Origin of the sequence: Streptomyces sp. NPDC051172, from assembly GCF_040682555.1 — a bacterium.
Taxonomy (GTDB): domain Bacteria; phylum Actinomycetota; class Actinomycetes; order Streptomycetales; family Streptomycetaceae; genus Streptomyces.
Map to the genome: position 1 here is coordinate 23,731 of NZ_JBFBBE010000045.1, position 13,314 is coordinate 37,044.

13 protein-coding genes are annotated in these 13,314 nt (G+C 70.9%); all 13 read right to left on the reverse strand.

Annotated elements, in window-relative coordinates; translation table 11 throughout:
• Positions 1 to 167: 167 nt before the first annotated feature.
• The 13 genes from AB0N07_RS25730 to AB0N07_RS25790 all read right to left on the reverse strand — a co-directional run bounded on the left by AB0N07_RS25730 (position 168) and on the right by AB0N07_RS25790 (position 13,310).
• Positions 168 to 1,175: an NADP-dependent oxidoreductase gene (locus AB0N07_RS25730; protein ID WP_365838862.1), complete on the reverse strand. Its 1,008-nt coding sequence runs from the start codon at positions 1,173 to 1,175 to the stop codon at positions 168 to 170.
• A gap of 191 nt (positions 1,176 to 1,366) precedes the next feature.
• A complete protein-coding gene (locus AB0N07_RS25735) occupies positions 1,367 to 2,113 on the reverse strand; it encodes an SDR family oxidoreductase (RefSeq protein ID WP_365838864.1) in 747 nt (248 codons plus the stop codon).
• Between the two features lie 40 nt (positions 2,114 to 2,153).
• Entirely contained in the window at positions 2,154 to 3,506 is a 1,353-nt protein-coding gene (locus tag AB0N07_RS25740; RefSeq protein ID WP_365838866.1) for an MFS transporter, read from the reverse strand.
• Between the two features lie 201 nt (positions 3,507 to 3,707).
• The gene (locus AB0N07_RS25745) at positions 3,708 to 4,730 is read right to left on the reverse strand and encodes an MBL fold metallo-hydrolase (RefSeq protein WP_365838868.1); all 1,023 of its coding nucleotides are present in this window, start codon (positions 4,728 to 4,730) and stop codon (positions 3,708 to 3,710) included.
• On the reverse strand, positions 4,727 to 5,053 hold the full coding sequence (locus AB0N07_RS25750; protein ID WP_365838870.1) for an EthD family reductase: 327 nt from the start codon (positions 5,051 to 5,053) through the stop codon (positions 4,727 to 4,729). The genes AB0N07_RS25745 and AB0N07_RS25750 overlap by 4 nt, the downstream gene beginning before the upstream one ends.
• Positions 5,054 to 5,085: 32 nt before the next feature.
• Complete coding sequence (locus AB0N07_RS25755) at positions 5,086 to 5,706, reverse strand: TetR family transcriptional regulator (protein ID WP_365838872.1); 621 nt, start codon at positions 5,704 to 5,706, stop codon at positions 5,086 to 5,088.
• Between the two features lie 34 nt (positions 5,707 to 5,740).
• Complete coding sequence (locus AB0N07_RS25760; protein ID WP_365838874.1) at positions 5,741 to 7,273, reverse strand: class I adenylate-forming enzyme family protein; 1,533 nt, start codon at positions 7,271 to 7,273, stop codon at positions 5,741 to 5,743.
• 34 nt (positions 7,274 to 7,307) lie between these two features.
• A complete protein-coding gene (locus AB0N07_RS25765; RefSeq protein ID WP_365838876.1) occupies positions 7,308 to 8,363 on the reverse strand; it encodes an alcohol dehydrogenase catalytic domain-containing protein in 1,056 nt (351 codons plus the stop codon).
• Complete coding sequence (locus tag AB0N07_RS25770; protein WP_365838878.1) at positions 8,360 to 9,124, reverse strand: SDR family oxidoreductase; 765 nt, start codon at positions 9,122 to 9,124, stop codon at positions 8,360 to 8,362. The genes AB0N07_RS25765 and AB0N07_RS25770 overlap by 4 nt, the downstream gene beginning before the upstream one ends.
• Complete coding sequence (locus tag AB0N07_RS25775) at positions 9,124 to 9,882, reverse strand: glucose 1-dehydrogenase (RefSeq protein WP_365838880.1); 759 nt, start codon at positions 9,880 to 9,882, stop codon at positions 9,124 to 9,126. The genes AB0N07_RS25770 and AB0N07_RS25775 overlap by 1 nt, the downstream gene beginning before the upstream one ends.
• Positions 9,879 to 11,105, reverse strand: a complete 1,227-nt coding sequence (locus AB0N07_RS25780) for an acyl-CoA dehydrogenase family protein (RefSeq protein ID WP_365838882.1) — start codon at positions 11,103 to 11,105, stop codon at positions 9,879 to 9,881. The genes AB0N07_RS25775 and AB0N07_RS25780 overlap by 4 nt, the downstream gene beginning before the upstream one ends.
• A 28-nt stretch (positions 11,106 to 11,133) precedes the next feature.
• Positions 11,134 to 12,117: a phosphotransferase family protein gene (locus AB0N07_RS25785; protein WP_365838884.1), complete on the reverse strand. Its 984-nt coding sequence runs from the start codon at positions 12,115 to 12,117 to the stop codon at positions 11,134 to 11,136.
• Positions 12,114 to 13,310 (reverse strand): acyl-CoA dehydrogenase family protein, encoded by a 1,197-nt coding sequence (locus AB0N07_RS25790; protein WP_365838886.1) that lies wholly within the window; start codon positions 13,308 to 13,310, stop codon positions 12,114 to 12,116. The genes AB0N07_RS25785 and AB0N07_RS25790 overlap by 4 nt, the downstream gene beginning before the upstream one ends.
• Positions 13,311 to 13,314 lie beyond the last annotated feature (4 nt).

Here is a 13,314-nt window from a genome sequence, read left to right on the forward strand (position 1 = left end):
ACATTAGGAAGCCTTTACGGCAAGCATCGACGGTCCCGGTGTGCTCGGCCGGATCCGCTACACGGCGGAGGCGGAGGGGTCGGCGAAACCCGCCTGCATGGCGGAGGCGCTGGTGCTCGTGCTTCTGGCCGAGGAATCCGCGGTGACGGCCTGAGAGGCTCCGGCTCTCACAGGCGTACCAGCGTCTTGCCGAGCGTGCGCCCCGCGAGCAAGTCCGCGAGAGCCCGGGGCGCTTGGGCCAAGCCCTCGTACACGGTCTCGCGGTAGGTGATGCTGCCGTCACGCAGCCAGCCGCCAACGCGGCGCTGCATCTCCGGAAGCAGGTCGAGGTGGAGACTGCCGCGGAAGCCTGTGAGCGTGAGGTGCTTCGCCGTGGCAAGGAAGAGGTTCCTCGGCACCCGCGGCTCCGACTCGTAGTCGGACACGGAGCCGCAGAGCGCGACCCGGCCGAACATGCGCAAGTTGTCCAGGGCCGCCGCCAGATGGTCCCCGCCGACATTGTCGAAGTAGACGTCGAGACCTCCGGGCGCCAGCCGGGGCAGTGCGACCGCCGGCAGCTCTTCCCGGTGGTCGAACGCGTCGGCCACGCCGAGCTCGTCGACGAGCCAGGCGACCTTCTCCGCGGATCCGGCGCTGGCGATCACCCGGTGCCCCAGCCGGGTCGCGATCTGCGTCGCGAGCGAGCCCACGGCACCCGCCGCCGCGGAAACCCACACCGTCTCCCCATGTTCGAGGGCTCCGGCCACCGACAGCCCGCTGTACGCCGTCAGCCCGATGGCCCCGAGCGGCCCGAGGTACCAGCTCGGCGCCACGTTGTCGACGTCGAGGACGCGCAGGTCGCCGATGCCGTTCATCGCCTGCTCGGAGGCGTCGACCACGGCGTGCTCGCGCCACCCGTAGGAGTGCCACACCGTGTTGCCGGGCTCGAAGCCCGGCGCCCGGGACTCGATCACCTGGCCGACCGTGAGAATGCCGTCCATCGCGGTACCCGGCCGGAACGACGAGAAGTACCCGACGGGAGCCGACGGCCGGAGTCTGAGGCGCAGGCCCGGATCCACCGATGTCCAGGTGTTGCGCACCAGCACCTGACCGGGCCCGGGGTCTGCGACGTCCACCTCGACGACTTCGAAGTGTTCCGGCCGCACAGGTCCCTCGGGGTAATCGACAACTTGCATCTGCGCACTCCGCACGACCCTCTCCCCACCTCAGTACCTTGAATTCACATGGGCAACGGCAGAATCTTCGGCGCTCCCGGCCCGGCCGCCCGAACGCGGCACCGGCCTCCGCTTCGAGGACGAACGGGAGCGGGCAGCGGGGAGGCGCGGTACGCGGCCGGCTCGGCGGGAAGCGCCGGCCGTGCTGCGCCCTAGCGGGCCGACCAGCCGCCGTCGACATAGATCTCCGATCCCGTCGTGTACCCGGAGTCGTCGCTCGCCAGGAAGGCGACTGCTGCGGCGACCTCCTCGGGGCGCCCGAGCCGCCCCATGGGCGTGTTGGCGAGCATCGCGGTGTGCCGTTCGGTCCCGCCGTAGCGCTCCAGCAGTGGCGCGGTGCCGATGAAAGCGGGTACGACCGCGTTCACGCGCACCCCGCGGGTGGCCCAGTGCAAGGCCGCGTTCATCGTCATCGATCGCACCGCGCCTTTGGCCGCCGCGTACGAGAAGCTGTTGGCGAGTCCACCGGTGGCGCCGAGTATCGACGCGATGTTGACGATCGCGCCGCCGCCGCTGCGTTCGATCTCGGCGCCGACGTGCTTCATCCCCAGCCAGGTGCCCAGCTGGTCGACGGCGACCACCTGGTCCCAGCGCTCGCGGGTCTCCGACCCGACGGTCCCGAGACTCCCGATGCCGGCGTTGTTGACCAGCACGTGCGCCGCGCCCCATCGTTCCCGCACGGCCAGCACGACGGAACGCCAGGCGTCCTCGGCGGTCACATCGAGGCGGACGGGAAGTGTGTCGCCGTCCAGTCGTGCCGCGAGTTCTGCGCAGGCGTCGCCGTCGACGTCGGTGAGCGCTACCGAGGCGCCCTCGGCAACGAGCCGCTCGGCGATCACCGTGCCGATGCCCCCGGTCGCGCCGGTGAGGATCACGCGTTGGTCGTCAAGCCTTCTCATCGATCCCTCTTCAGGCCGCGGCCCGGGGTGGGCACGACTGTCACCGGACGGCCTCGGTCTGCTTCGCCGCAGCGCCGTGGACGGGCGTCGTCGGCTCCTGCTCCCCTGCCAGGTCGCCGCGCGAGGTCTCGGGCATCGTCCCGGTGACGAGCAGTCCCACGCTGGCGGCGAACATGATGTAGAAGGCCGGGGCGATGGTGAGCCCGGTGGCGCTGACCAGCCACGTCGCTATCAGGGACACCAGGCCGGTGCCGATGACGCCGCCGACGTTGAACCCGAGAGAGATGCCCGTGTAGCGCACTCGGGTGGGGAAGAGTTCGGAGTACTGGGTGTAGACAACGCCCTGCTGGATGCTGAACGGCACGTTCAGCACGAGCGCTGCGACGACGGCGAGCGTCAGGGAACCCTGCTGCATCGCCCAGAAACACGGCACCGCGAGCACGAGGAAACCCGCCATGCCGGCCGCGAGGACGCGACGCCTGCCGAACCGGTCGCTGAGCGCACCCGCCCAGGGAGTGGCCACGAGCGGCGTGAGCACGATCAGCACGATCAGCCACAGCGACCAGGTCAGCGGGTACTTCAGCACGGCCGAGAGGTGCACGAGCATGTACACCGAGGCGATGCCGCCCGTGGTCATCGTCGAGTAGGCGATGCCGACGACCCGGAGGACCGAGGCCTTGTGCGTCCGCAGGACCTCCGACACGGGCGCCTTCGGCGGAGCGGCCCGCTGCACCATTTCCGTGAACACGGGGGAATCCTCGACTCGCATCCGATACAGCACGGCCGCCACCAGGAGCGGCGCCGCGATGAGGAACGGGACGCGCCAACCGAAGCTGTTCATCTGCTCGGGGGAAGTGAGGGCGCTGAGCGTGGCGATCGTGGCCGCCGCGGCCGCGAGTCCGAGGGAGATTCCGATCGCGGTCGCGGAGCCGAACAGACCGCGACGGCGTGAGGGTGCGGACTCCGTGGAGAGCGAGGCGGCTCCTCCGATCTCGCCGCCGGCCGCGAAGCCCTGCAGGAGGCGAAGCGCCGTCAGCAGGGCGGGGGCGGCGACCCCGATCGAGGCGTGGGTCGGCAGCAGCCCGGTGAGTGTGGTCGCGGTCCCCATCACAGCGACGGTGGCCATCAGAACGGCACGACGGCCATGGCGGTCACCGAGCCTGCCGAAAACCAGGCCCCCGACCGGCCGTGCCAGGAACCCGGTGGCGACGACACCCAGCGTCCCGAGCAGTTGGACAAAGCTGTTGTGACCAGGGAAGAACAGCGGAGCGAGGACGACCGCGAGATAGCCGTAGATGGCGAAGTCGTAGTACTCGATCGCCGTTCCGGCGGCGGCTGCCACGCCCGCACGGCGGGCGACCCGCTCGCGATCGGCCTGAGGGTGTGTCGACATCGGCGCTCCTTTGCGCTCTCAGGGGACGGCAGTCAAACCAGGAGGCGGCTCGACGGCGCCACCGTAAGCATCAAACTGATATCAGTTCAATACTCTGGGGGATGCGAGCTGCCGCAGCGCTGATCGGGTGCGCGGGCCCCCGGGGGTGAGCGGGGGCCCTACGCGGGCCGCGACCGGACCGCTCGCCGGTTCATGATCGGCTCAGGGCATGCGGAAGCGCGCGACGCCGTCCGCGTAGGCCACGACGATGTCTCCGCGGTCGGCCAGCACGTCGAGGTGGGCCATGGTCTCGCACACGGCGATCATCCGGTTGAACGTGTCGAGGGCATCGAAGGCCCGCTCACGTCTGGTCCAGGTGAGTCCGCGCGCGACGTCCAGGCCGGTTCGCGGACCGTCGAGGAGTTGGCGCCTCGTGGCGCCGAGCCGAGCGTCGTGATGGGCGAGCAGTTCGCGAACCCGTGCATGCACACTGCCGCCGGGACAGCCGTGGGCGGGCAGCATGGTCGCATCCGCTCCGGCGAGCAGCAGCCTGAGCGACTCCAGGTAGCGACCGAGCGGCAACTCCCATTCCCCCAGCTCGAAGCCGATCGACGGGGAGATCCTGGGCAGTACGTGATCACCGGTGAACATGTGCCCTCGCTCCACGTCGTGGAAGACCAGATGCCCCTTGGTGTGACCGGGCACGGCGACGGCCTCCATCGGGTGACCGGCGATCTTGACCGGACCCGGCCGCAGCCAGTCATCAGGCGCTTCCCAATCGCGCAGCTCCCAAGGTTCATCGGCGACCAGTTCGTCAATGGCCTCAACCAGCCCCGGTGCGCCGGCCCGCCGCAACTCCCGCAAGGATGCCGAGGGCTGGTTGCTGCCCAGCTCCTGGATGAGCCGAACGCCGTGCCGCTCGCCCTCGCCCAGGTGGAGACGCGCTCCCGTGACCCGGCGCAGCTCGGGGCCGAGGGTGTAGTGGTCGCGGTGGATGTGGGTGACGTAGACCCCCCGCACGTCGGCGACGGACCGCCCGATCCGATGCAGCGAATCGTCGAGCAGCTCGAGGTTGCCGGGCACCCGCCAGCCGGCGTCGACGAGGGCCAGGCCGTCGGGACCCTCGAGCGCATAGACGTTGATCGCCCGCAGGCCGTCCTGGGGCATCGGCAACGGGATGCGGTGCACCCCGTCCACCACGGGATGGCAACCGGGAGCGGTCCAGTCCAGCTGCTGTGCGCTCACTGCTCGGGGACCATGACTCGCTCATCACCCATGACCGCGATGCGCCGTCCGCGCATCGCGCCGACGTGCTCGACCGCCTTCGTCCACTCCTCGCTGGCGAGCGCCGTCTCCAGATCCTGCTTGGACTTGAAGCTCAACACCGACAGACCGTCCCAGCCCGCCGAGTGCTTGTCGTCCATCGCCTCGAGGATCTCGGTGTGGTGCCAACGGCACAGACCAGGCAGTCCATACGTCATGTCGGCATGCGCGCCGCGCCACCACTCGATGAACTGGTCGTGAGTCCAGTCGCTGGGCCGGGAAGCGAGGATCACCAGGTTATACACGGGAATCTCCTAGGAGTTGAATTCAATTTCGGCTACCTCACGAGCCGGACGCACGCCTCCACGGCGGTGTCGGAGACCTGCGTGAGGGCCAGGGGCCCGTTCGGCCGGTACCAGCGCCACACGCTGTTCAGCAGGCCCAGCACGAGCCGCACGAGCACTGTCTCGTCGCGGCCCGGGAAGGCGCCTGCATCCATGCCACGGCGGAGACGGGCGGCCCACTCGCGCTCGATCTCGCGGACGAGTTCGCGCGCCCGCAGACGTTCGGCCTCCTCCTGCCGTGAGGTCCGTCGGGAGACGAGCAGGTCCTGGTGGCTCAGCAGGATCCTGGCCTGGAGCGCTTCCCGCGGCGTCACCTGGAAAGCAGACGCCACGGCGGCGCGCAGGATCTCCTCGTGGTCCTCCAGCTCCGCGACAGCGGTTCGCGCCCGCGCCAGGGAGCATTCGAGCTCCGTGCTCATGATCGTGAGGAGGCAGTGAACCTTGGACTCGAAGTAGTGGTAGAGCGCGGTCTGTCCGATGCCGACCTCGTCCGCGATCGTGGCCCACTTGGTGTGCTCGAAACCCACCTTGCCGAAGTTGTCGACGGCGGCGTCGAGGACCCTGCGACGCTTGGAGCGGGGTCCGTCGGTGCGGGTGCTGGTGTCTGCGGTCACGGTGCTGACCCTCTCTCGCCGAGACGAATTCAGGTCAGGGTACCCAGAGGCAGTGGTCGCCGGACGTCTCCTCGGCGACACTGCTCAGCTCGCTCGCGAGGGAGATCGCCTCCTTGCGATTGAGCTTGCCGACACGGTTCTGCGGCAGGCTAGGCACGGCATGCACGAACTCGGGCCACTTGAACTTCGGGAAGTCGGCCGCCTCGAGGTGGCGGCGCACGTCCTCCAGGTCGAGTTCGGCACCGGAGACGACCAGCAGGGCCGCGGCCCGCTCTCCCAGCAGCGGGTCGGGCACGGGAACCACACAGACCTGGGCCACCCCCGGGATGGCCGCCAGGGCGGCCTCGACCTCGTTGATGTCGATATTGCGGCCGCCGCGGATGATCACCTGTTTCTCGCGGCCGAGGATGCTGATGCTGCCGTCGTCGTTGATGCACGCCCGATCGCCCGTGGAGAGGAAGCCGTCCGCGGTCAGTTCGGCGGGCTGCGCCTCGCCGTCGCGGGCGTACCCGACGAAGCGCGACGGACCCCGGACCTGGGCGTGGCCCACCTCGCCGTCCGGCAGCAGGGACCCGTCGTCCCCGACCACCCGTACCTCGGTGCCGGGGAACGGACGGCCGTCGCGTCCGAGCCGCACTTCGGCGGAGTCGGAGGGCAGCGGCGTGGTGTGGCCGAGGCACTCCGACATGCCGAACACACGGAGGAACCGGGTGCCGAGGTGTGTCTCGGCACGCTCGAGGGACTGAGCGTTCATCGGGCCGCCCCCCACCGTCATCGCCTTGAGAGAGGTGAGTGCGCCCTCTGATTCCGACACCAGTGAGAGCTGCAGAGCCATGGTCGGGACGAGCATCGTCCAGGCCACCTGTCGCTCGCGGAGCAGGGCAACGGCGTCCTGCGGGTTCCACTTCGCCAGGCAGACCATGGGAGCGCCGAGCATCGCCGGCAGGTGCATGCCGAAGCAGAACGCCGCCACCGATGACAGCGGCACGAGCGCGCCCACGGGGTCACCGGGTCGTAGCCCCACGGCGTCGATCGTGGCCTGCCCGGCGTACCGGAGAGCCGCCTCGGACTGCACGACGCACTTCGGCCGCCCGGTCGAGCCCGACGTCATGGCGATGACCACGCCACGACGCCACCTCTCGACCCCGAGGGTGGAGCCCGGCCTCGTCGCGTGTACGGTCCAGCCGTCCAGCGCGGTCCCGGCCGACGGCAGTTCGTCGGTGGAGACCTGCCAGGTGGCCACCGTCCCGGGCGCTGCGACGACGGCGTCGGGGTGGATGTCTTCGAGTGCGAGCTCGTACTCGGAGCGGGTGGCGTGGCCGCTGATCACGGCCACCAGCCCGCCCCGCATGCCGACCGCTGCCGCCGCGGCCAGGGTCCGCCAGGAGTTGTCGGCCTGGACCAGGACCGTCGGCGGGCCCGCGAGCGTGTTCTGCAGCAGGCGGGCGAGGCGGTCCGCCTCGGCGACGACTTCCCCCACGGTGTGTTCGCCGTCGGCGTCGACCACCGCGATGTCGTGGGGCGAGCGGTCGGCGCGCCCGCTCAGCTCCTGCGCCAGCTGCTGCATCCTGGTCCTCCTGATCTCTCGCTGTGACGTGTGCTCAGCGGCCGGGGGCCACGACCGCACGGCCGTGCACCTCGCCGGCGCGCAACCGCTCGTAGGCTTCCAGCGCCTGGTCGAGACGGTAAGTCTCCGTCTCGGCGTGCAGCTTGCCCTGCGACGCGAGGGCGGCCACCTGCTCGAGGTCGCGTCGCGGGCCCCAGAACGGTGCGGTGATCCCCCAGCCGCGCGGGAGGTCCGCGCCCTTGGCCACGCTCAGCCGCCCGCCGGCGGACCCCACGAGTGCCAGCTGACCGCCGGGGGCGAGGAGTGACACTCCGCGCCGGAGAGTCTCCTCCGAGCCGACGAAGTCGAGGACGAGGTCGGCACCCGGGCCGCCGTCCATCCCGGACACCGCGGCGGCCGCTTCGCCGACCGAGGCCGCGACGACCGTCGCCCCAAGCCGCCCGGCAAGCGCACGTGCTTCCTCTCGGGCGTCGACGGCCACGATCGCGCACGGCTCGAGCTGCGCCACCAGTTGCAGCGCGAGATGGCCGAGGCCACCGATTCCGACCACGACCACCACACCGCCGGGCACTAGGCCGGTGTAGGGCCGCAGTGCGTGGTACGCCGTCAGGCCCGCGTCGGTGAGCGGCGCCAGCGCCACGGGGTCGACGCCCGGTGCCGGCACGAGATGGTCGGCGGTGGGAACCAGAAGGTACTCGGCGAGCCCGCCGTCGTATCCGATGCCGCCCCCGATCGGCCCGGTCAGGGCAACGCAGTAGTTCTCCCGGCCACGCAGACACTGGCGGCAGTGGCCGCACGACCAGATGCCGTGCACGGCGTACCGCCCGCCCGGCAGATCATTCGCCACCTCGTCGCCGGTCGCCACAACGGTGCCGACCACCTCGTGGCCGAGCGTGAAGGGCGGCCGGTACGGGAGCATTCCCGGCGCGGCGTCCATGATGTGCAGGTCGGAGTGGCACAGGCCCGCGGCCTCGACCTGCAGCAGGACCTGCTGTCCGGTCGGGCGGGGCACCGGCACCTCCTCGAGCCGGGGCGGCTTGCCCCAGTCGTGGAGGCGTACGGCAGACATGGTCTCGGGCAGCTCGCTCATCGGGCGGTCCATCCCCCGTCCACGGTCAGCACATGGCCGGTGACATAGCTCGACGCGTCGGAGGCCAGGAAGAGCATGGCACCGTCGACCTCGCCCTCCCGCCCGCCACGGTTGAGCATCGTGTTGCGCCGGACCCAGGTGGCCGACCGCTCGTCGGTGAAGAGCCCGTCGGTCATCTCGGTGTCGAACCAGCCCGGCACCAAAGCGTTGACCCGGACGCCCCGGCGGCCCCATTGGCCGGCCAGCTCGCGGGTGATCCCGATGACGGCCGCCTTCGACGCGGCGTACCCGGCGCCGCCGATGGGCGCCGTCGAGACGAGACCGATCACGGACGACACGTTGATGATCGACGCGCCGCGGTCGTCGGGGAGCGCCTTCACGGCGGCGGCCGAGAGGTGGAAGCCGGAGGTGAGGTTGACCTCGAGGATCGAGTCGAACTCCGCCGCGGTCTCCGAGAGCGCGTCCGGAGGCCCGGGCCTGCCGGCGTTGTTGACCAGCACGTCGATGCCGCCGTTGATCTCGGACGCGGCTGCGATCAGGCGCTCGCGGTCCGCCGCGTCGGTGATGTCGCAGGCCACGGGCACGACGTCGGGCAGCTCCGCCGCGAGCTTCTCGAGGCGGTCGACCCGGCGGGCGGCGGCCACGACCGTCGCACCGGCCTTCACAAGAGTGCGGGCGAACCCGTCACCGAGGCCCGAGGAGGCACCGGTGACCACGGCCACCCGACCGGTGAGGTCGAACATCGCGGGCAGGCCGGCCATCAGTACACCGCCGTCCGGCCGCCGTCGACGGGGATCAGCGCGCCAGTGGTGTAGCCCGCCCGGTCGGACGCCAGGTGCACGACCATTCCGGCGAGTTCGCGCGGGTCGCCCAGGCGCTCTGCGGGGAGCCGGTCGACCACTTTGCCGGTGAACTCTTCGTCCCAGCCACCGGCCATGTCGGTGGCGAAGGCACCGGGCATGACGCAGTTGACCCGCACCGTGGGCGCGTACTCCTGAGCGAAAGAGCGGGTCAACGCGTTGAGCCCGTTCTTGGATGCGGCGTAGGCCGCCTCGGGCGGGCTCGGGCGTTCGGCTCCGATGCTGGAGATGTTGATGATCGAACCGCCGCCGGCCCTGCGCATGTGTCGTCCGGCGACGGCCATCAGCCGGAAGGGGCCTTTGAGGTTGACGTCGATGGTCTTGTCGAAGAGTGCCTCGCTGACGTCGTACGCCGACGGTGCGAGCGGTGCGATGCCGGCATTGTTGACCAGCACGTCGATCCTCCCGTGGTCACGGACCACGGCGTCGACCGCCGGCTCGACGGCCTCCCAGTCGCCCACATGAAGCGCGAGCGGGTAGGCCTTCACCCCGGTCGCCCGGGTGATCTCGTGGGCCACGGTGGCGCACGCCTCCTCCTTGCGGCTGGAGACGATCACGGTGGCGCCGGCGTCGGCCAGCGCGTCGGCGATCGCGCGGCCCAGGCCGCGGGTGGCGCCGGTGACCAGGGCGGTCTTTCCCTCCAGCTCGCGCGCGGTCACTGTGCGTCCTCCTGTCGCAGGTCGGCGTACTGCTTGAGCTCGCGGAGTCCGATCGTGCGCAGGTGCACCTCGCCCGGACCGTCGGCGATCTGCAGCGCCCGGGTGAGGGCGTGCAGCCGGGTCAGCACGGTGTCACCGCTGACCCCCGCGGCGCCCCAGGTCTGCACGGCGCGGTCGACGGTCCTGTGCGCCACCTCCATCGCCGCGACCTTGATCGCGGCGGCCTCGGTGCGCGCGGCGGCGTTGCCCCGGGTGTCCATCAGCCAGGCGGCCTTGAAGGTGTAGAGCCGGATCTGGTCGATCTCCATGCGGCTGCGGGCTATCCACTCGCGCACCACTCCCTGGTCGGCCAGCGGTCCGCCGAACGCGACCCGGGTCTGGGCGCGCCGGCACATCAGCTCCAGCGCCCGCTCGGCCATGCCGATGGCACGCATCGCGTAGTGCATCCTGCCGGGGCCGAGGCGGCCCTGGGCGATCGCGAAGCCGTCGCCCTCGGAGCCGAGCATGTTCCCCACTGGCACGCGCACGTCGGTGAACTGCACCTCACCGTGGCCGAGCCGGTCCCTGTACCCGAACATCGGCAGATCTCGCAGGACCTCGATGCCCTCGGCGTCACGGGGCACGAGGATCATGCTCTGCCGACGGTAGGCGGGGGCGTCCGGGTCCGACTTGCCCATAAAGATGACCAGCTTGCAGTCCGGGTCGAGGATCCCTGAGGTGTACCACTTGCGGCCGTTGAGGACGTACGCGTCACCCTCGCGGTGGATCGTCGAGGTGATGTTGCGCGCGTCGGAGCTGGCGACGGCCGGCTCCGTCATCGCGAACGCCGAGCGGATCTCGCAGTCGAGCAGCGGCTGCAGCCACTCCTTCTGCTGCTGCTCCGTACCGTACATGGCCAGGATCTCCATGTTGCCGGTGTCGGGTGCGGAGCAGTTGACGGCCTCGTTGCCGATGATGGAGCGGCCCATGATCTCGGCGAGCGGGGCGTACTCGAGGTTGGTCAGTCCGGCACCCCGGTCGCCGTGGGTCATGAAGAGGTTCCACAGGCCCTGCTCACGGGCGGTCCTCTGCAGGTCACGCATGACCTGGGGTTGCTCATGGAAGTTCTCGTTCGCCGCGATCTGCGCGTCGTACACGGCCTCCGCCGGGTAGACGTACTCGTCCATGAAGGCTTGGAGCCTGGTCGCCAGCTCGGCGGTGCGGGGAGAGTGTGCGAAGTCCACGGTCGGCCTCTCGTTGCCGGTACTGAGGTCAGGTGAGCCGGTCGAGCCCGGTGGCGATGAGCCGCTCGATGGTGGAGGGGAGCTTCTCCTGGTCGGGATCGTGGTGCCGGCCCTCGCGGTGACGGCGGAGGTTGTGTCCCATGATCGCCGCCATCTTGAAGCGCCCGAGCCCGTCGAACCAGGTGAGCGCCTCGGGGGCGGGCGAGCCGCCGGTGTAGGCGTCGACGAGGGCGTCGGCGGTCGGCAGGCCGGGGACCTGACGGCCGACCCCGGGGAAGTTGGACCCGTCGGCGAAGAGAAGGAACCAGCCGAGTTCGACCCGTGGGTCTCCGGGGCTCCAGATCTCCCAGTCGATCAGGGCGGTGGGCTCGCTGCCGACCGAGATGATGTTGCCCAGCCGGTAGTCGCCGTGCACCAGCACGGGTGTGACGGCCTCGGGCACCCGCGCCGCGAGACGGCGCTCCAACTGCGCGGCCCTCGGCACGAGTTCCGGCGGCACCGCACCCATGGTGCGGGCCCATCGGGCCAGTTCGCCGGCGGGCGAGAGCGGGTCACCGTCCACCGGCAGCGAGGCGAGGGGGACGCCGTGCAGGCGGGGCAGCACCTCGGCAGCCCGGAGCATGCGCGCGGCCGCCGTCGCCGGCTCGACCGGTGGATCGTCGAGCACCGGCTCCACCGACTCGCCGCGGACCAGCTCCATGGCGAACCAGGCGGGCACCTCGTCGTCGGTCGCCCGGATCCCGGGGACCGGCACGCCGGTGCCGCCCAGGGCCGCCATGATGCGGGCCTGGCGCAGCATGTCGTGCCGGCCGATGGGGCGCTGCCCCGCTGGCACGGCTTTGACGACGAACTCCTCGTCGCCCAGGGCGATGCGGTACGTCAACCCGGAGTGGCCGCCGGGCATCGGCTCAAGGACGCCTGCCTCTCCACGGTGGCCGCGCGCACGGAGGCCCTTGACGACCCGCTCGCGCAGCTGATCGGCACCGGTCCGGGGACTCGTCCTCGCGCTCATCCGCGCGGCTCCCGGGGCAGGCCGAGGACTCTCTCGGCGAGGATGTTGTGCTGGATCTCGTCGGTGCCGCCGGCGATGCGGTAGCCCGGAGCGCCGAGCACGTGCTCGGTCCAGGCCCAGGTGCCCCAGCGGCCGCTGTCGACGGTCAGGTCGGGGCCCAGCAGCATCCGGACGACCTCGGAGGTGCGGGCCATCGTGTCGGTGGCGAGCAGCTTGCCCACCGAAGCCTCGGGCCCGGGAGCCTTGCCGGCGACGAGGGCCGCCGCCGCCCTCATGCCGGTCAACCGCTGGACGTAGCTGCGGGTGACGAGGTCGGCGACCTTGTCGCGCTCGAGCTCGGTCAGCGGACGGCCGAGGTTGCGGGCCAGCTCGATGGCCTGGTCCGCGTTCTCCAGGCCGAGGTTTCCCGAGTCGAGGCGCTCGGAGGCGAGCACGGTGAGCGCGACCTTCCAGCCCTGGCCGACCGGACCGAGGCGCATGCCGTCGTCGAGGCGGACGTCGTCGAGGTAGACCTCGTTGAACGAACTGCCGCCGGTCATCTGCTGGATCGGTCGCACGGTGACGCCCTCGGCGTCCATCGGCACCAGGAAGACGGTGAGTCCGACGTGCTTGGCGGCGTCGGGGTCAGTGCGGGTCACCGCGATCCCGAGGTCGGCGACCCGGGCGCCCGAGGTCCAGATCTTGTGTCCGTCGAGCCGCCAGCCGTCGCCGTCGCGCACCGCGCGGGTGCGTACCGCCGCGAGGTCGGAGCCGGCCTCGGTCTCGGAGAAGAGCTGGCAGGCGATCAGATCGGTGCGCAGCATCGCCCGGACATACCTGGCCCGCTGCTGCTCGGTGCCCCACTGGGCGATCGCCGGCGCGACCAGCTGCTGGGTCACCGGGAACATCTCGGTGCGCCGCGGCACGTCGAACTCCGCCTCGATCCGCCGGAAGGCCAGCAGGTACGAGGTCGCCAGCGCGCGGCCGCCGTACTCCCGCGGCCAGGTGATCGCTCCGAAGCCGGCGTCGAACTTGGCCTGCTCGTAGGCGCGGATGCGGTCCGTCTCGGCCCGCTCCTGTTCCTCGGTCCAGTTCTCGAAGACGGCGACGGAGTCGGAGCCCTCGCCCCAGGCGCGGGCGGTGCGCGGCTTCGCCATGGCGGTGAGCCAGGCGCGGGCCTCGGCGACGAAGGCCTCCGGGGTGGGAATCGTCATCTCC